Origin of the sequence: Neobacillus driksii (assembly GCF_013409995.1) — a bacterium.
Classification (GTDB): domain Bacteria; phylum Bacillota; class Bacilli; order Bacillales; family Cytobacillaceae; genus Neobacillus; species Neobacillus driksii.
Map to the genome: position 1 here is coordinate 152347 of NZ_JACCBX010000005.1, position 19832 is coordinate 172178.

The following is a 19832-nucleotide window of genomic DNA, read 5'->3' on the forward strand; positions in this document are numbered from 1 at the left end:
TATCATACCTTGGAATCCTTAATTACTTAGAATTCCTAAGAGACAAAAGCCACCAGAACCGTCCCCAATGTTCACTTTTGTTCTAAAACATGGATAAATTCCCTCATGTAATCAGGGAGGTCAGGGGGACGGCGGCTTGATACGAGGTGACCATCTGTAACGACAGGTTCGTCATACCAAATTGCTCCTGCATTTTCCATGTCATCCCGTATTCCAGGTGTACTTGTTACTTTTTTTCCATCTAGAATCTTGGCAGAAATGAGCACCCAGCCTGCATGACATATTTGGCCAATTACCTTCTTACTTGCATTCATTTCTTGTATTAAGGATAGTACTTCTGGAAATCGACGGATTTTATCTGGAGCCCACCCTCCTGGCACTAATATTGCATCATACTGTTCAGCCTTAACATCGCCATACGCGTATTCCGATTGTGCAGGAACTCCGTATTTCCCAATATATTCTTTTCCGGCTTCTTCTCCAGCAAGATGGACGACTGCTCCCTCTTCTCGAAGTCTATAAATCGGATACCAAAGTTCCAAGTCTTCAAACTCATGATGCACTAGGCTAATAATTTTCTTTCCTTGTAATCTCATATCATCCCATTCCCTTCTGAATTTAATCACGACAGTGAAGAATCAAAAAAGAACCCACTAGTAACCCATGTGGATTCTTTTTGATTTAACAAATGGTATTCAATCCTATTAGTACATACCACCAACTGGAACTTGCTCTTCTTGTTTACGTGAAGCTTTTTCATATAGTTTTGCTTTTCCTACTGAATTAAAGAGGTGCATTTTTTGGTTAATTACCTTCCGTGCTTCCAAAATACATTCTGGATAGATAACATTTGGATCCCAATATTCTGTTGTGCTCAGTATTTCACGAGCCTTCTTAAAGTAAGCATGTTTCATATCACTAGATATATTGATTTTACTTACTCCTAGTTTCACAGATTGTGCCACTTCACTATCCGGGTTTGAAGAACCTCCATGAAGTACCAATGGGATACTTACTAGCTGATTAATTTCAGCCAACAGATCCATTTGTAATTCTGGCTTGATATGCTTTGGATAAATCCCATGAGCTGTACCAATTGCAACCGCTAGTGTATCAACGCCTGTTCGCTCTATAAAATCTTTTGCTTCAGCCGGGTTTGTATAGGTTACTTGGGTAACTCCGCCTTCCACTGAATTCCCTGTACTTCCAATGGTACCTAACTCTCCTTCGATCGATACTCCTACCGCATGGGCGATTTCAGTGGCCTTCTTCGTTAAGGCAACATTTTCTTCATATGGGAGCAGCGAACCGTCAATCATGACAGAGGTAAAACCGCATCGAATCGCTCTTAAGATTTCTTCAATCGAACCGCCATGATCGAGATGAATAACAAATGGTACAGGACTTTCGTATACACGGTGCTTCACATAAGAGAAGAATTCGTCTGTTAAAAACTCCAATTCAGATGGATGGATTGCAATAATTGCTGGTGATTCAGCATTCTCAGCCTCTTCCACAACGGCCCTTAAAAATGAACTATCCGCGACGTTAAATGCCCCAACGGCAAATTGGTTTTCCTTGGCTACTTCCAATAATTGTTTCATCGTTACTAACATCATCAACACTTCTTTCCTTGTTTTTTTATAAAGATTTACCAGTAGATTTTGCAAGATTAATATAATACTTGACAGCTTCTTTACCAGCATCAATTGTGCTGTGGATTAAATCAAAGAGATTAATGGCGGGATTCTTATCTAACTCATACCTAATTTGATCCACTTGCGCTTTCATAAAATCAGAACCAACATTAATTTTATTAATCCCTAATTCAATCGACGTTCTAATATTCTCCTCACCGCAGCCGGATCCTCCGTGCAGCACGAGCGGAATATTGGTTTCCTTTTTTATTTTTTCCACAATATCAAAGTTAAATTTCGGAACAAAACCTTCTGGATAATTGCCGTGGCTAGATCCGAATGAAATCGCTAAAGCATCTATACCTGTTTTTTTAACAAATTCAATCGCAAGTTCAGGGTCAGTGTGCATACTATCGCCTGTCATGATATCACTAGCTGATCCAATATTCCCTACCTCTGCCTCTACACTTGCGTTGTAGGTTTGAGCAAACTCAACCATATCGCGCGTAATTTCAATATTTTGATCAAATGGGTAAGCAGATGCATCCATCATGACACTCGAGAAACCATCTTGTAAGCACCTTTTAACAAAACCAATATCCTGGCCATGGTCAAGATTAATCGCTACTTCCACACTTGCTTCATTGGCCATCTGAATAATAGGCTTGGTTAATAAATGGCTTCCTAAGTGATCCTTTAGATGGTCTTGCAGCAGGCTGATAATAACAGGTGCCCGCAACTCTTGTGCCCCTTGAATAACTGCCTTAGCGGTCTCAAGGTTAAAACAGTTAAAGGCCATTACCGCATATTTCCCTTCATTTGCTCGTCCCAATATTCCTTTCATCGAAACGTACATGTTGCACCCCCTCCAGAAAGCATTTGATTATGAAATCTTTATACCAGATAAGTCCATTTCTTCTTCTTCCTCATCCAGTGAAAAATCTTGATTTTCAACCGGCTCTTTTTTCCATAAAAATAGCATGACTCCTGTAACAGTAGATCCAATCAATAAAGCTAAAGTGAATAACAATGGATGAGTCATTGCCGGGACGATAAACATTCCGCCTGATGGAACTGGTGAACCTACATTCCACATCATCGATAAGCCTCCGCCTACAGCAGCACCTAATGTACAGGAGGTTACGACACGAAGTAGATCAACCGCTGCAATCGGGATAACACCTTCTGTAATCATGCAGACACCCATTGGAAAGGCAATTTTAATATTATCTTCTTCTTTTTTCGTATATCGCTTCTTTCTAAGGGCTTTTGCCAGAATCCATGAGATAGTGACTCCAAACGGAGGAACCATTGAAGCTAAGATCTTAACAGCTTCCGGTTCATAAATCCCTTCCAGTAATAGACCATCTGCAAATAAGGAAGCTACTTTGTTAACAGGTCCACCGAAATCAAAAGCTGCCATTCCACCTAGGATTGCACCAAAGACGAATTTCATTGATCCTTGCATGTTTGTTAGGAAAGAGGTTAAACCATCAGTCGCCCATACAATCGGAAGACCTAGGACGAAAAACATTAACAACCCTACTACCACACTAGAAATTAACGGAATGATCATCATCGGCATTAAACCTTCTGCCCACTTTGGAACCTTTAGATGATTTTTAAGGAAGAGAACAAAGAATCCTACGATAAAACCGCCTAACATTCCACCTAAAAACCCTGCACCGATCGCATTTGCTATTAAACCCATTAATAGACCTGGCGCAATCCCTGGACGATCGGCAATGGAGTAAGCGATGGCTGCGGAAATAACCGGCGCCAGTAATCCCATACCCAGGACACCCAGCGAAACGAGTGCGGACGGTATAGAGAAGCTTTCTTTATAATTTTCAATCACTGTACCGCCTGTTAGATTTCCAATAGCAATCAACAGACCTGATGCAACAACGAGAGGTAACATATACGAAATGGCAGTTAATGCATGCTTTTTAATTTGCAGCTTCTTCAACATACGAGCTCCTCCTTATCATTTGCTAGCGCTTAATTCCATTTCGATTTTTTTATATAATTGCTTCGGTGCCTTAATAGCAATGTGTGTCGGGATTTCGATAATTCTTTTTCCTTTAAAACGCTCCTTTCCGCTTACCTTAATATCAGCAGCTATAATGACTAAATCAGCAGCCTCAATTTCTTGCTTTGTTAGTTCATTCTCGATTCCAATGGTTCCTTGAGTTTCAATCCGGACGTTATGGCCAAGTTCTTGACCTGTCTTGATTAATTTCTCCTTTGCAATATACGTATGTGCAATGCCTGCCGTACAAGCTGAAATTCCTACAATATTCATAACGATATCCCCCTACTCATTATTTTTGGACAATAGATTAATGACCTCTAGCTTTGTTTCTACTTCCTGAAGGCTCTGAAGAACTTCATCATCTGCTAATAAAGTAGCCACTTTTTGTAATAATTTAATATGGACCGTAGTGGCATCGGAAGTTTTCACTGCAAATAAGAGAATAATATTGATTGGATTGTCATCCAACGATTCCCACTCCACTGGCTGTTTCGTTCGGCCAATAGCCAACGTCGTTTTGATAACGCTTTCAGATTTTCCATGTGGAATGGCTATTCCCTTTTCAAGCCCTGTCACCCCCTCTTGCTCACGATATAACACATCCTTAATGAAACCTTCTTCACTATCAATACAATGATTGACATACAGTAAATGTGTTAATTCCTCAATGACTTCCATTTTCGTCGTTGCCTTCAGGTTTAAATCTATTAATTCCTCTGTGATGACTTTCGTAATATCAATTTCTTCCAACTTCATTTCCAATCTCAAGTCCCCTTTCATATTGCTTTTTGCTTCTTATAGTAGCGACCAATAAACTGATCAATTTTCATTTTATCTTCATCGTTTAAAATCGGGCTAACCAAAATAGTAGGCTTATCGATGATGCTATGGGTTTTCACCGTGGAAATCACCAGTTCCACATCTTCATAATCGCTTTTTTGGAGTCGGTGCTGGGCAACAATTCTTTTGATTTCAATGTTCGGAAATGTTTTCTTTATCTTTTCACTCAACAAATGGGAAGTTCCAATTCCACTCGTACATTCTATTAATATAGGAATCTTTTTTGATAGCCGCTCTTCAATTGAAATTTGAAAGTACAGCGTGACAAATCCTATTTCTTCATCTGATAAACTTTTCACAAACTTCCCGTTTTTATTTACCTGATTGATACATTGTTTAACCATTTGAAAAGCATCGCGAAAATTCGATTTAATAGACTCTAAAATGGGATTCACAATATAAATATCGTGGTTCAAGCGGTACACCATGCTGTGAAGATGACAGGTTAACTGATCCTGTAATAATTCCTCATCTTCCAGGTTATGGCCTATTTTTTCAGATACTTTTCTTACCAGCTGTTTGGAAAGCAGCTTCACTTTCTCGTTCATGATTTCTTCTGTATCTTGATTCAGCAGAAATCTAGAAGTCAGTTTATACGCTTTCAAAATATAGTAAAGCTTATGAACCTCAAACTCTTCCATTTTAAATGAATAAAATAACTCCACTTTCCTGACCAATTCAACAGTAATATGGTAGGCGTTCGATTGTTTATCCAAAGCTTCAAATGACTCTTCCCTGTATGGATATTGTGAATAATTAACGTGTTTCTCGATAATGGAAAGAAGGCTGCAAAATAAAGTTAAATAAAATGGCTGATCTAAAAGGATTTCTTGTTCCTCCTGAATTTCATGAAGAAACTTTTTGATCTCATATAGCCTATTGTAATGGTTTCTTACCTCTTCGATAAATGTTGGGATGTGATATTGGCTAAACGGATCGCCTGATTGTTTTAAAAAACTTTCTATCATTACGGACATTAATCGATTGATTGAAAGCTGATGCCCCTCAATAAAAGACCCGTCATTTCCTTTTAATAATTGAAGGTTATAAGGCCCAATATTTTCCTCTATAAATTTGAAATCGTTAATGATAGAGCTTTGGCTTACAAAATATCTCTCTGATAACTTCTGGATGGAAGTTTTCATTGGAGCTATCGAAAGAAGATAGAGTAATAAATTGATCCGCCGTTCTTTAGAACTGTTGAAGATAACCTGCACGTCTTTCTCAACGTTGTCATTTGGTGTAAGTAAGTATCCGAGGTTTTCTTTCTTGCTGAGGGAATAGTTCTTCATTAGATGGTCTGATATTTTTTGGATATCCCGATAAATTGTTTTCGTCGAAACAGACAATTGAGCAGACAAATCGTTAGCCGTAACATAATCATTTTTATCTTTCAAGATTTTAAGAATCTTATGCTGGCGTTCATTTAACTCATATGCCATTCAACTTATCACCTCTTTTCTATGTCTTTATGATACGGGAGTGAAAACGTATACACAATTACAATTTTCTGAATTTTTTTATGTCCCTATTAAAGTGCACGGGCAAAAAAAAACGTAAAAGAACTTGATAAAAGTCCATTTACGCTTTCTTTTATTTATGGGAGACAATGTATTGGCAATTTCCTTAAATACTGAATTCTCCTAAATCAACAGGATAATGAGATGCGTTCCTTTGTTTAGGGTGTAACCTTCCCCTTTATCTCTCTTCTATCGCTTGTTGAGCTAGCAATAAGGCTCCTATGATTCCAGCATTGTCTCCAAGTCCTGGACGGACAATGTATTCAGACAGTTCAGGTAAAGAGACGTAATCGTTCAATAGATTCTTCAAATGTTTATAGATTGATGGAAAAACCTGCTCTTGATGCATGACTCCACCGCCGAGAATAATTTTCTTTGGTGAAAGAATCAGCACATATTGCATTAAAGCTTCAGCAATATAATAGCCTTCCATTTCCCAAACTTCGGACCGCTCTACAAGGTTTACCCCTTTATCTCCCCAGCGCTCTTCAATGGCTGGTCCCGCCGCAAGTCCCTCTAAGCAATCATGATGATAAGAGCACTTTCCTTGATACGTATCTTCTGGGTGCCTTCTAACAAGAATATGCCCCATTTCCGGATGCGAAAATCCTTGTAGGAGTTTACCATGTACCACAGCGCCTGCTCCTATCCCTGTCCCGACTGTTATATAGAGGCAGCTATCCAGCCCTTTGGCTGCTCCGTACGTTGCCTCACCTAATGCTGCCCCATTCACATCTGTATTAAACCCGATAGGCACACCAAAGGTTTCTTTTAAGGTTCGTACAATCGGATAATTCCGCCAGCCAAGTTTTGGTGTAGACGTTATATATCCATATGTAGGACTATCCCTGTTCACATCAATCGGTCCGAAAGATCCTACTCCCATCCCCTTAATAGGATATTGTTTAAAGAAATCAATAACCTGGACGATGGTTTCCTCAGGGATTGTGGTTGGTATCTGAATACGTTCAATGATTTTCCCTGTAGCATCGCCGACAGCACAAACAAACTTCGTACCACCCGCTTCAATTGCACCCAACATATACATTCCTCCATTTTGTTTGAGATTACACCCATTATACTAAAGATACAGATTATGGAGGGTGGCTATATAACGGAAATTCAAATATTTACAAATTTTTCACTCTTTTTCCGCTAGAAAGCCCATGTTCATGGGAAGTACAGCATTTTTAATCAAACGTTTGATTAGCTATAAATTAACTAATTAAACGTTTGATTAAACTCTTCGGATTTTCTTTGGACTAAGTAACTTAAGGCTATCTTTGTGTAAAATAATTGTCGAAATTGTATAGTTTGTAAGTCCTTCTGACAAAACAACTTTTTTCCTGCTTTAAGAAGATTTAGTGTCGAAGAAAACACTTGTGGTGCCTGGCACCCGGTTCCTTTAATAAAACTTCATCATATATTCCGCTTGAAAGGTTTCTCCTGCCTTAAGCTTATTCACGCCAAACTTCTCCTTTAAGTTTCCTGTTGTATCGTGAGTATCTGCTATGCCGTACCAAGGTTCAATGAAAACAAACGGAGCGATTGTCCCATCTGTTTCCAAATACTTTGACCAAATCCCAACAAACGGAAAACCTTGGAACATAACTTCTACACCATATCTCGACTGTTTAGATTCCAATGTGACTTTATCGATGTTGCTATAAATAAGGGCATCATGGGCAAATATGGACTTTGTGAGTGGTATTGTTGAAAGATTAGTTACTATCCCTTTCTCATGAATGAGGGAATTCTTTAGCTCATATTCCATCGCACTCTTATTCGGCGCCGGTGCAAGGTTCACTTGGTTATCTTCAATGGTCTCATTTTCTTCCAGCGGAATCTTAAATGCAGGATGTGCACCAATTGAAAAATACATCTCTTCGTTATTTACATTCAGGATTTGCCACTGAACAATCAATGAATTCTCTTCAAGACGATATCGAATCTTCGCTGTAAAGTCATAAGGATATACATGAACGTGGGAGCCAAGAGACTCATACACGAAAGAAACAGTGGCTGATGTCTGTTCATCCACAGCGAATTCAACATCACGCAGAAACCCATGCTGCGACATCTTGTAGGTCTGGCCATCCAATTGATATTGATCCTCCTTTAACCGTCCTACAATCGGAAATAACACAGGAGAGACTCGCCCCCAATAAGCTTCATCCCCTGTCCACATATAATCGAGCCCATTTTTCTTATGCGTCACTTTACGTACTTCCGCACCGTGTCTATCAATATTGACCTTCAACCAATCATTCTCAATAACAATCATTTTTTTCCCTCATCTCATTAATATGGCAATTCATATTTATCTAATCATTATTATGACCGTAAAACCAGATTAGCTGAATGTGGAAACAAATCCAATATAATGAGCCCAGTTTTTGGCTCGAAAAGGTGGTATTCTCTCCAAGAATAAACGCTTCATGAATAAAAGGCTAACTATCAATATGAGATTGCCTTACTGTGGAAGTCTCACGACAACTTTTTCTCTACTCAATTAAATAAAATTCACAATTAGCAACGAATATCAATATTCAATCAAACGTTTGATTAGAAAATAGCACACTAACCAATCGTTTGTGCCAAATCCTGTTCCTAAGTTCAAATCCCATTGGTGAAGTACCATAATGTTCTTCAGAATTACTTATGTAACAGGTTTAATTTTGGTAAGCTCCTTCATTTTGTAAAATCTATAACTGATGGTCTCCTTTTTGGCTGCAACCATAAGGCTCATAATGGTAAGCAGTGAAAAAGACAATACTACTAAATTACAATAAAAACAATGGCATGGAGAGTGGGAAAAGATCATTGCATAGATGACAAAAAATTCATATTTAGATAAGTCGAAATAAAATATATTAATTCTGATAACTTTCCACTATAATCTCTTTCCCCGTCAATTCCAAATTTTCTCGGATTGTTCGACAGTCGACACCATATATTTAATAAAACCGCACCTTCCCCACCATTTGCAACGGCATGGTCAGAATATTATAATCTGAACTCACTTTTCTCTATTTCCTGTCCCTCTTTTTCCAAAGTAATGGCTTTAGAAAGACCCACAAATGTAGGATAAGAAGTTCGGTCTAAGAACAAAATACTGACTTGTTGATTATCTAATGCTCTATGTACCTGACCCATAAACAAATCGTAGCTTTTCGCAATTTGTCCTCCAATAACCACAGCATCAGGTTGGAATGGTTTAATGAATATCAGGAGCATTTCCCCTAATAATTCACCGAATCTATGGAACACTTCTTTTTCATCTTTATGACCGGATCGCGCAGCATCCGCAATTTCTTTCAAACCTATGTTTGGATTGACATTTAATTGCTGTGCAATACGAAGGATTCCTCTCGTTGAAAGATAATCATCTACAATGGATTCACGGAAAGGATGACAGTAAACCCAACCGTTTGGCGGGACATCCTCACGATTTTTTATTATTTCTCCATTCTCCATAAACGCAGATCCTGTACCATTTCCAAGGGTTAGAAACATGACTCGATGATAATCCTTCGCTTTACCAGTGACCCATTCACCCAAAGCAAACATATTCGCATTGTTTTCAAACACGATACGAAATGGTTGAGCAGCATGCAGGAAAAACACCTTTTGCTGACGTAATCTCATCGTCAATTCATTTCGTAAATCCACCCCATAGAGGGATTCGAACTTATTCACTTTACTTATAAAAGAGACTCCTTTTTGATAATCAAAAGGACCTGGAAAAGCAAAACCGATGCCATCAATAATAAAATACTTATCTAAAATCTTTCCGATTTGCCGGCAAATGATTTGTACAAAATGATTTAATAACTCTTCACGGCCTACATCACTTTTAGAAGGAAAATAAGACTCAGAATTAGGCATTATTTCTCCGCGGCTATTTAATACCACCCCGTTGATAAATAACCCACCTACATCAAACGCAAGATAATAATGATTGTACAATAGATTTCACTTCCTTTTTTTCAGTATAGACAGGCACATAATAATCGCCTATACAACAATGCGTCATCTTTTTATAAAATAAGACCGTTTCAATCTCTGTGTTGCTCTATCGTCGACAACAACAATCTTCCCTTGACAAACCTATTTGACACTTTACTATAAATATTAAGTAGAAACTAGCAACGGTCGTCAATATTGATGAGGAAATGAGAGACTGCCATGGAGTTAACTCAAAACCAATTGCAAAAAGGGATTACCTTATTGAACCAACACGCTGTTTATATAAAAGGAACAGAAGGATCTTTGTATTTACACTATTGGGGTGGAGACAAAACCCTGAAATCCAATATGCTGCATAAACACTCTTTTTTTGAAGTCTGTTATATCGTGAGTGGTACGGGAATTTATTTGGAGAATGGAAAAGAATACCCCTTATCCAAAGGGACACTTTTCATATCTCGTCCCCATATTAAACATCAAATCATCAGCCAAAATGACTTGTATATATTATTTGTTGCCTTTGAACCAATCTATGCCGAATCAACAGATAAAGGGCAAGAATTGTTTCAGCTCCTATCTACCGTAGAACCCTTCCTTATAAAAGATGAGGAAGATCTCTTTATTGAAATGATGTGGAAAATGTTGATCCTTCAAGCGCAGCAATCCACGAATTTTATCCATGATACCATCATTTCAACTAGCGGCTCACTGATTTTTTCATTGGCAGAGCATTTTATTAAAGAAAACCATAACGATAAAGACATTAAAAATCAACCATTATCCACAACGCATATTCACCGGGCAAAATTATATATTCGAGATAACCTATCTCAGCCACTTCGCTTAAAGGACGTAGCAGATAACTTGCGTATTTCAAGCCGGCATCTATCTAGACTCTTTACAGAGGAATTAGGAGTTACTTTTACCCAATATGTTAGGAATGAACGGATCAACCTTGCTACCATTCTTTTAACTACCACTGACTTATCGATTAAATCCATTGCATCAGAAACAGGATTTGATACTGTCCATTATTTCACCACTGTTTTCAAGGAAATCATTGGCGTTACACCAGGTGAATTTAACAAACAACTCCAAACTAATTAGTAGAACTTCCTTCCATTACGGAAGGTTTTTTTATGTCCTCTTTTTGAAAAAACATGACTTCCTTATGTAAATACTTCACTTCATTCGATAGATATAATGAATGTAGAAACGATTTAAATAGGGAGGAACTACATCATGTTCAATAAATATCCGGTAAACCCGGTTCGGGAGCAGCTCGATACCAATCCACTCACCGTTGGTTATAATTCTATCATTAATGGCATCTTATCTTTTTTGGAAAAACAGCAAAATGGAATCCCACTTCTTGTCATAGACGGGACTCATGGTGTTGATTATCAAAAGTTCCTTCAGCCATTAATTGCTACAATTGAAAAACAAGGTTACACTCCATTGGTTCACAGTACCACTGGCTACTTAAAATCTGGGGAACAACTTCGTCATCAATTTGCAGAGAACATTACTGATAATCGTGCTTTTGGATATGTAATCGAAGCAAATGTATCTATATACTTTGTGGATGATGCCCAGTCAACCTTCGCTCATTCACTGCCAAATGATACTACCACAAAGCAAGTGGTCATTGTTTTTGGTCCAGGTGCCTATTGGCTTACAGAGGGCAAATGCGATCTATTCTATTTTCTCGACATTTCTAGAGAAGCTCAACAGCTAGAATATAAGAACCATCTTTTAAATTTCGGGATGACTTGGAACCGGGACGGAGTGGAAAAATATAAGATTGCCTATTTCGTGGAATGGCCAATCCTCGAGAATTACCGGAAACAACTAATAACCAAGATTGATGTTTACGTTGATATGAATCAGCCAAATAAACCAGTTGCCACTACAGGTGTTGGACTAAAAGAAATCATTGCACACATTTCACGCGCGCCGATGAGGGTAAAGCCTTTCTTCGCTCCAGGGGTTTGGGGCGGCCAGTATCTGAAAGAAATGGTCGATTTACCAGAGGACTGGGTAAACTGCGCTTGGGGCTTCGAGCCCATTGCACCTGAAAATTCAATCCTTATCGGTTATCAAGATACCATCATCGAAGTACCCTTTCTCATCATTATGGCCTATGAACACGTAACCATCATGGGGGAACGCAATGTAAGGTTGTTCGGCGATTATTTTCCTGTACGCTTCGACTATCTAGATACAATTGATGGAGATAATCTTTCCTGCCAAGTTCACCCAAAGCAAGAATATGTCCGGAAGCACTTTAATGAACTAATGACGCAGCAAGAATCCTATTACATTATGGATAAAAAGGGCGAATCGAAGGTCTACCTTGGATTAACAGAAAACTGTACCCGGGAAGGATTCCTGAATGCGGTGACACAAGCGCAAGAAACTGCTGTACCCATGCCTTTCACCGACTATGTAAATGAATTCGCTGCAGAAAAAGGCGATTTGTTCCTTATTCCAACTGGGACGGTTCACTGCTCTGGAAAAGATAATCTTGTTCTTGAAATTTCATCTACTACCTGGTGGTTTACCTTTAAAATCTATGATTATTTACGGAAAGATTTGGACGGAAAACCGCGCCCAGTCAACATTGACCATGCATTTGAAAATATTGATTTTGATAAAAAAACAGATTGGGTGAAAGAATATCTTATTCCTGTACCACAGCTTATCCAAACACAAGGTGAGAATGAAGAATACTTGCTTGGCCAACGAGATGATCTCCTATTCTATGTAAGACGAATTCATCTTCAAACCGAATGGATGGATAACACGAACAATGAATTCGTTATGTATAATCTCGTCGAAGGAGAACGTATCCGGATTGTTTCTCTTGCAGACGAATCTGTTTTTGTTGAACTTGCCTATGCTGAATCTTATATTCTACCTTCAGTGCTGGGCGGCTATAAAATTATCAATCTTGGATCTACTCCATGTAAGCTCATTAAAGCAGGAGTTTCACCAAATTGGGATGTGAGTTTCATTGAAGGCTGATGTGGTGTTTGCTTTAGATGTCGGGGGGACCTATATCAAGGCTTGCGTACTCGAACAAGATAGAATTCTCGATAACACCATTTGTCAATTTGAAGCACGGTCGCATGAAAGCCAAGAAAACATCATTACTCACTTAGTCAGCATACTCAATTCCCTTGCGGCAAAATACAAAGAGAACGCTGGTTTATATCAAAAAGTACTAGGGATTGGCTTCACCTTCCCTGGTCCTTTTGATTATGTAAATGGAATAAGCTATATCAAAGGGCTGAATAAGTTTGAGTCCTTGTACGGCGTAAATCTCCGGGAACAACTACTCCAAAGATTACACGCTACTGAAATTTGGCTGGAAACGAAGAAAATCCATTTGTTATTTGAGAATGACGGGTGTCTTTTTGGACTGGGAGCAAGTAAAAACTTTCCGAATGAGCGAATGATTTGCTTGACCATCGGCACTGGACTTGGTTCAGTATTTATTGACCAAGGGAAAATAATAAAAAATGCTGAAAACATTCCACCTGAAGGATATCTTTACAATCAACCCTTTCGGGATTCCATCATAGACAATCATTTCTCGCGGAGAGGTATTTTACAGGCTGCCGCTGCAATTAATGTAAATAAGGTTGATGTGAAAGAACTCGCAGAGATAGCCAGACGTGGAAATAGTACTGCCAAGGCCATTTTCACTCAATTCGGCAGTGACCTTGGTGAAATGCTGCTCCCTTATATCGAAAACTTTCAGCCGCATCGAATCATCATCGGCGGACAAATAGCCAAGAGCTTCGATCTATTTCAAATCAGTTTAGAGGAGAAACTAAAAAGGACAAGCACGAAAGTAAATGAGCTTGAGGATGCATTACATTATACGTTTCTAGGTATTTCTCTAATGTTTGCATAGAAAAAGGAAAACGATCTTGGTCGTTTTCCTTTTTCTTTATTATTCTTTGATTTTGATCCACATGGATTGATATGGCTGTAACGTCACAGTATTAACAATTTCTTCTGACCCAATAATATCCAAACCTGAATACCCTGTTTCTAAATTTACGGTAACATTAGATACGTTGACAAGGACAACCATTTCATCGCCTGTTTCTACATTCGTTCTTTTAATAGAAAAAACTCTATCATCTAAAAATAACACTTCCTGCTTCGCATTCGGGCTGAAAGCTTTTTGGGCTCTTCTTAGCTTGATGCGAGCTCCAAACTCTTTAAAAATCGCACTCCGAAGCGTATCTGCTTCTAACTCAGCAAATAATTCTTCTTTATTTAGTTTCTCACGATTGATTCTTCGATTAATCCCAGATTCTTCTACACCCTGGTAATAGTTTTGAGAGCCAAGCAAGCTATGAATGTAGATTCCCGGAACTCCGATGACGGATAATAAAATCGTGTGAGCAGCAAGAAACTTATTTACACGAACATCCTGTTCCGCGTCGGGGTGTGTCAAAGCATCCAGGTAGTTGATATTTAACTCATAGGGACTCTTTGTTCCATCGCCATTATCCTTATAAGAGACAAGGCCGCCATGGGCAATGGTTTGATCAACCATGAATTGTTTTTCTTCTTCCGATAAGATCCCTTCCGTCGGTCTCATACCGATTCCATCATGAGAAGACAGGAAATTAAAGAAAGATGTCGCGTCGGTTGTAGGTTCAAGACTTGCAGCCCACTCTGATAATTTACGGGCATTCCCCGTTTGGAAGGAGAAAAGAGTCAATGGCGGCAATGGGAATTGATAAACCATTTGCGCTTCATCATAACCGTTCCCAAAATAGCTTATATTATCTTTGTGCGGAACATTGGTTTCTGTGATTAATATCGTACCAGGTGCACTTAGTTCCAAAACCTCCCGAATGAGTTTAATGATGGCATGGGTTTCTTCAAGATGCATACAGGTTGTCCCCACTTTTTTCCACATGAAACCGATAGCGTCGAGTCTTAGGAACCGTGAGCCATTCACTGCATACATATTTAGGATATCAAGAATCTCGATCATTACCTTTGGGTTCTTAAAATTAATATCGATTTGATCATCGCTAAACGTTGTCCAAATATGCTTAATTCCCTCACTTGTTTCAAAAGGTGTCAGTAAAGGTAAAGCTCTTGGGCGAGTGACCTTACTATAGTCTAAGGAAGGATCTGCCTCGATAAAGAAATCTTTATACCTTTCATCACTATTTAAATACCCTTGAAACCATTCGCTGCTCTTGGATATATGATTAATGACCGCATCAAACATCAGATCAAAATCATCAGCAATGTCATTAACATCTTTCCAACAGCCTAGTTGTGGGTCGATTTCCCGATAATCCACTACCGAAAATCCATCATCGGATGTATAAGGATAAAACGGTAAAATATGAACTGCCGATACTGTATCCTTTGTATATTTCACTAAAAATTCCCGCAATGTTTGCAAGGGTGCTTTTCCATCCTCTTTAATGGAATCACCATAGGTAATCAGCATGACATCATCTTCTGTTACCCATGGCTTCGGTGACAAATCCGCACTTGAATTTTTCTCAATTAATTTTTCAATACTTTGATAGAATTCCTGGGCCTTATCGCCATACAATAACTCTAGCTTTTGGATGATACTCTCCCGTTTTTCTAAACTTGTTGTACTCATCATCTTTTTTACCTCCTTCAACATCTCTTTTCCTAACGGATTGGTTTAAAGAATAAATTGCAGGTGTCCATTAAGTTCAACCATTTGTTCACGTCCATCTACCTTCACCCTTAGTGTTATAGGACCATCACTTTCTGCCTTCACGTTCACAGTCCCATCTTCCTGTGGTACAGCAAGAAGATGAATCGTTTTCCCATTAAACCAATAGCGATTGCAGCCGATTTCCCCTAAACTCATGTCGATATTCCAAGTTAGTTCATTCCTCGGGGCATTTCCGCGTATGCCTAGTCGATATTCGACGAAATATAAGATCGGGGCAATCCCTGACCAGCCAACAAAATCTACATTATTCGCATCACCTGCGGTCACACTATCAGGTGCGTAATTTTCCCAAATGGTCCCTGTATCTTCAAAAACTTGGACAACATTTTCCAAATGGTTGATGGCAATTTCTTTTGCTAATTCATCATATCCATATTTCTCAAGACCACGGACGACCATTTGATTGGTTGGCGCCCAAACCGATCCCTGCCAGTAACCGCCTTTTGGATTGTAATCTTTTTCATCTGCAGCAAGAGTCGGCACACGATGAACACGGTTAAAGGTTTTCGGATCCTCAAGCCATTCAATTAAACGGGTCGCCTGTTCTTTAGTTGCCACTTCTGCCAACAAGGACCAAAACGCAGCAATCGTTTTAACCGGAGCACGTTCACCGTCATCGGTAATGTCAAAATAAAACCCTTTTTTCTCATCCCACATCAAACCATTGATGGATTCTGTAAATTTACGTACATCGCTTTCTAATCGTTTAATAGCCTCTGTGACTTCCAGTTCAATAGTTTCCGATTTTGCGGAAATGATTTGTGCCATTTCAATTAAGTTACGGGCAAACAAGACCATTTCACAGCTTATATCCACACCGCTGCCGAGGTACTTATTTCTAGGTGAGTTATCCATACTCGCCCAATCTGTAACAAATAACCCATATTGATTATATAAGTGGTAACACAGTGCTCCATAGTATTTAAAAAGAGGCCTCCAAACCAATTCTAAACGTTCGAAATCGCCCGTTTGCTGATAACTTTCCAATTCGGCCCAAGCCATAATTGGATGGTTCAGGTTATCCAAAGTAAGATAGGGAGGCGTCTCTACTTCTCGGCCTAACTTTGGATGATGCATGTCATCATACTTTGGCGGCTGTGCGCCATGTAAACCGCGATGCTGATAATGGTTATGAAAGTAGGAATGAAGCGGTTTCCGATCATGGTTCACCCACTTTGAGAAATCATCGCCCGTTTCTCTAACGACTTCTCTTGGAATCTCCCCATTATCAAACTGTTTACAATAAAAATTATCTAGCGAGCGAATCCCCGGGATAAAGGGATGGGCAAGATTACAGAACATCGTAATAAAGGCCGTATCCCACATAAAGATGTCATCATTAAAGGCCGCGTCGACAAAATTGCTGACAAATCCGCTCTCTTTTGTAGGTGCATAAACATTTTGATAAGCAAGCTCCCATGTCCGCCAATAACAATCGATTTCAATCGGATAGTTTTCACAAATGGGCTCTGGGATTAAACGGCGTGCTTCACTAAATGGAATAATTGGTGTATCCTGATATGTTTTTTTCTTAAAAAACTGTCCGCGCTGTTGGGTTTTAGAGAATTGATGTCCCATTAAGATACCTCTCTTTATTAATAAACGAATATATTCTATTTATTTACTTTCCATCAGTAGTCAATAATTGATAGTTTTCAATAACGTTCACAATCTCTTTTGCCGTAAAACGGTAAGCATATCTACTTGGATGAATATGATCATTTTGGTCAATAAACCAATGAATCGGTGTTCCCTGATGAACTTCTTGTTGTACACGCTCATATACATTCACTAGAGGAAGACCTTCTTCCTTCGCAAATTCAAGAGCAGCTTTCAGGTAACGATCCGAATATTCGGCCCATTCCTTTCTAAGTTCAATATTGACATTTCTATAGGTAGGGATATTATCCAAAAAATTTTCTTTGTCAGGTGGAATGGTCACTAAGAAAATGATCTCTGCTGGAGTGGTTTCTTTAATTTCCTTGATGAGCAGACGCAATTCATTTTGATAGTTTTTAATTTGGTGTTCTCCATCCAAACGATGATTATAGGCAAACGACTCTACAATGATTAAATCCGGGCTAACGGCAGATAAACATTTCATATTTCCGTCTTTAAATGGATTGGGATAATCATGAGTAATTCGATATTTTCCATATTCAGTCCGTGTTCCACTTACACCATAATTGTGCAATTCAAACTCCACGTCACTAAATGCAGTTGATAAACTTTCTTTTAACTCCGGCATTTCAGAACCCCAAAATTCCGTCATGGAGTCTCCTAAGCAAGCAATGATTTTCTTTTTGCCCATGATGATCCTCCTACCCTTTCACAGAACCAGACATGATCCCTGAAATAAATTGTCTTTGCAGACTTAAAAATAAAATGACTACAGGTAGCAGTGAGATGACATTCGCTGCTAGAATATGTGACCAAGGAACAGCCACATTTTGTTGGGCAAGCATAGCCAAACGCAACGGAATGGTAAATTTATCTTCAGATTGAAGTAAAACCAATGGCATGGTGAATGAATTCCAATTTTGCACAAACATGATGATAGCTAATGTAGTAATCGCCGGCTTAATTAATGGGACGACCATTTGGAAGAAAATACGCAACTCTCCACATCCATCTATTCTTGCTGCCTCGAGTAATTCTGTTGGAACATCATCAATATATTGTTTGGTAAAGAAAATACCAAACACGGTTACAGAAAAGGGTAAAATTAACCCTGTCAAACTATCATACATTCCCATTTTCGAGATAATAAAATATAAAGGCAGTAATAATACTGTTGGTGGAACCGTCATTGTTCCTATTAGAGCAACAAATAATATATTTTTACCTAAGAACTGTTTCTTCGAAAAGGCATAACCAGCCATAGTAGAAAAAACAACAATTAAAACAGTTGTAGTTATAGAAACAATTATAGAATTGATCATGGTTTGACCAAAATTCAATAAATCCCATATTTGCGGGTAGTTACTCCAGACGAATTCCTTTGGCCAATATGTTGGAGGAAATTGAGTAATCTCCGCATCGCTTTTAAAGCTGCTTATGACTAACCAATAAATGGGAAGTAAAAATATAATACCAGTACTCCAAAGCAATATCGTTAAAATGGACTTATTGTTTTTCATGTTTTCCCCCTCCTATCCTAATCTTTTATCCACAATCCTTTTTTGTACAAAGGTAATGACAATGACAAAAACAAATAACAAATAAGACATGGCAGCTGCAGGTCCGATTCTAAAATACTTAAAGGCTTCGTTATAAATTAAGAACGGAACCGTGATCGTTGAATCCGCAGGGCCACCTCCAGTCATAATGATGATCTCCTGGAAAATGTTAAGTGCATCAATGATTAATAAAATAGACACAACCAAAGATACCCGCCCTAATAACGGCCAAGTGATCAGTCTAAATTTTTGAAACGTAGTGACGCCATCTACATCAGCAGCTTCATACAATTCCTTGGGGATGTTTTGCAATCCAGCTAAATAAATCAACATGAAATAGCCGATTTTTTCCCAACAATGCATGATGGCAATGACCGGCATTGCCCATAGGGTACTTGATAACCAGTTCGGTCCAGTCACACCAAAGTTTTGAAGTAATGCATTCACAAGCCCTCTATCCCCATTAAAAAGGAACATAAAGATTAAACTGGCACTGACGACGGATATGATATAAGGGATAAAAAGGACGGAACGGACAAAATTTACCCCTTTTAATTTCTGATTTACCAGGATCGCCAGACCAGCAGAGGCAAACATCGTGATGGGAATAAAAATGACTCCAAAGTAAAGTGTGTTAAAAATGGATTTAAAAAATAATGGATTATCAATTGCCTGCATATATTGATCCAACCCCGCAAAAGTTCCGGGTACTTCAAATAAGCTCGAGTTTTTCAGCAGGATAGGATTAACATCCTTAAAGCTGGCTAGAAAGGACCAAAGGATTGGATAAACCAAAAATAATCCTAAAACGATAATAGTAGGTAAAATAAATATATAACTGCTCAAATCACCGAGTGAACTTCGAATTTTCCTCACTGCTCTGTCCCCCTTCAC

The 19832-nt window shown here is 38.7% G+C and carries 18 protein-coding genes; 3 read left to right on the forward strand and 15 right to left on the reverse strand.

The features are described 5' to 3' along the window. Positions 1 to 71: 71 nt before the first annotated feature. The 10 genes from F4694_RS12650 to F4694_RS12695 all read right to left on the reverse strand — a co-directional run bounded on the left by F4694_RS12650 (position 72) and on the right by F4694_RS12695 (position 10001). Complete coding sequence (locus F4694_RS12650) at positions 72 to 596, reverse strand: type 1 glutamine amidotransferase domain-containing protein (RefSeq protein ID WP_179598360.1); 525 nt, start codon at positions 594 to 596, stop codon at positions 72 to 74. A 108-nt stretch (positions 597 to 704) separates the two neighbouring features. Beyond that, positions 705 to 1616, reverse strand: a complete 912-nt coding sequence (locus F4694_RS12655; protein WP_179599028.1) for a ketose-bisphosphate aldolase — start codon at positions 1614 to 1616, stop codon at positions 705 to 707. A gap of 25 nt (positions 1617 to 1641) precedes the next feature. Then, positions 1642 to 2493: a class II fructose-bisphosphate aldolase gene (locus tag F4694_RS12660; RefSeq protein ID WP_179598362.1), complete on the reverse strand. Its 852-nt coding sequence runs from the start codon at positions 2491 to 2493 to the stop codon at positions 1642 to 1644. Between the two features lie 27 nt (positions 2494 to 2520). Further along, positions 2521 to 3606 (reverse strand): PTS fructose transporter subunit IIC, encoded by a 1086-nt coding sequence (locus tag F4694_RS12665; RefSeq protein WP_179599030.1) that lies wholly within the window; start codon positions 3604 to 3606, stop codon positions 2521 to 2523. A gap of 18 nt (positions 3607 to 3624) precedes the next feature. Next, positions 3625 to 3942: a PTS fructose transporter subunit IIB gene (locus F4694_RS12670; protein WP_179598364.1), complete on the reverse strand. Its 318-nt coding sequence runs from the start codon at positions 3940 to 3942 to the stop codon at positions 3625 to 3627. Positions 3943 to 3954: 12 nt separating this feature from the next. Then, positions 3955 to 4428: a PTS sugar transporter subunit IIA gene (locus tag F4694_RS12675; RefSeq protein ID WP_179599032.1), complete on the reverse strand. Its 474-nt coding sequence runs from the start codon at positions 4426 to 4428 to the stop codon at positions 3955 to 3957. 20 nt (positions 4429 to 4448) lie between these two features. Next, a complete protein-coding gene (locus F4694_RS12680) occupies positions 4449 to 5954 on the reverse strand; it encodes a BglG family transcription antiterminator (RefSeq protein ID WP_179598366.1) in 1506 nt (501 codons plus the stop codon). A 256-nt stretch (positions 5955 to 6210) separates the two neighbouring features. Further along, positions 6211 to 7074, reverse strand: a complete 864-nt coding sequence (locus F4694_RS12685) for an ROK family protein (protein WP_179598368.1) — start codon at positions 7072 to 7074, stop codon at positions 6211 to 6213. 363 nt (positions 7075 to 7437) lie between these two features. After that, positions 7438 to 8316: an aldose 1-epimerase family protein gene (locus tag F4694_RS12690; protein ID WP_179598370.1), complete on the reverse strand. Its 879-nt coding sequence runs from the start codon at positions 8314 to 8316 to the stop codon at positions 7438 to 7440. A 722-nt stretch (positions 8317 to 9038) separates the two neighbouring features. After that, positions 9039 to 10001, reverse strand: a complete 963-nt coding sequence (locus tag F4694_RS12695) for an ROK family protein (protein WP_179598372.1) — start codon at positions 9999 to 10001, stop codon at positions 9039 to 9041. Positions 10002 to 10220: 219 nt separating this feature from the next. On the opposite strand from F4694_RS12695, the gene F4694_RS12700 reads away from it, so the two are divergent. The 3 genes from F4694_RS12700 (at position 10221) to F4694_RS12710 (ending at position 13923) form a co-directional block, all read left to right on the forward strand. After that, positions 10221 to 11108: an AraC family transcriptional regulator gene (locus F4694_RS12700; RefSeq protein WP_179598374.1), complete on the forward strand. Its 888-nt coding sequence runs from the start codon at positions 10221 to 10223 to the stop codon at positions 11106 to 11108. A gap of 135 nt (positions 11109 to 11243) precedes the next feature. Further along, complete coding sequence (locus F4694_RS12705; protein ID WP_179598376.1) at positions 11244 to 13028, forward strand: class I mannose-6-phosphate isomerase; 1785 nt, start codon at positions 11244 to 11246, stop codon at positions 13026 to 13028. Beyond that, positions 13018 to 13923: an ROK family protein gene (locus F4694_RS12710; RefSeq protein ID WP_179598378.1), complete on the forward strand. Its 906-nt coding sequence runs from the start codon at positions 13018 to 13020 to the stop codon at positions 13921 to 13923. The genes F4694_RS12705 and F4694_RS12710 overlap by 11 nt, the downstream gene beginning before the upstream one ends. 39 nt (positions 13924 to 13962) lie before the next feature. Here F4694_RS12710 and F4694_RS12715 read toward each other — a convergent pair whose 3' ends face one another. From F4694_RS12715 to F4694_RS12735, 5 genes are read right to left on the reverse strand one after another with little or no spacing between them, the layout of a single operon-like run. Continuing rightward, positions 13963 to 15660 (reverse strand): sugar phosphorylase, encoded by a 1698-nt coding sequence (locus F4694_RS12715; protein WP_257029221.1) that lies wholly within the window; start codon positions 15658 to 15660, stop codon positions 13963 to 13965. 42 nt (positions 15661 to 15702) lie between these two features. Continuing rightward, entirely contained in the window at positions 15703 to 17337 is a 1635-nt protein-coding gene (locus F4694_RS12720) for an MGH1-like glycoside hydrolase domain-containing protein (protein WP_179598380.1), read from the reverse strand. 43 nt (positions 17338 to 17380) lie between these two features. After that, positions 17381 to 18070: an SGNH/GDSL hydrolase family protein gene (locus F4694_RS12725; protein WP_179598383.1), complete on the reverse strand. Its 690-nt coding sequence runs from the start codon at positions 18068 to 18070 to the stop codon at positions 17381 to 17383. A gap of 10 nt (positions 18071 to 18080) precedes the next feature. Then, complete coding sequence (locus F4694_RS12730) at positions 18081 to 18899, reverse strand: carbohydrate ABC transporter permease (RefSeq protein WP_179598385.1); 819 nt, start codon at positions 18897 to 18899, stop codon at positions 18081 to 18083. A gap of 12 nt (positions 18900 to 18911) precedes the next feature. Further along, positions 18912 to 19814 carry a carbohydrate ABC transporter permease gene (locus F4694_RS12735; RefSeq protein WP_179598387.1) on the reverse strand — a complete coding sequence of 301 codons (903 nt, stop codon included), beginning with the start codon at positions 19812 to 19814 and terminating at the stop codon, positions 18912 to 18914. Between the last annotated feature and the right edge of the window lie 18 nt (positions 19815 to 19832).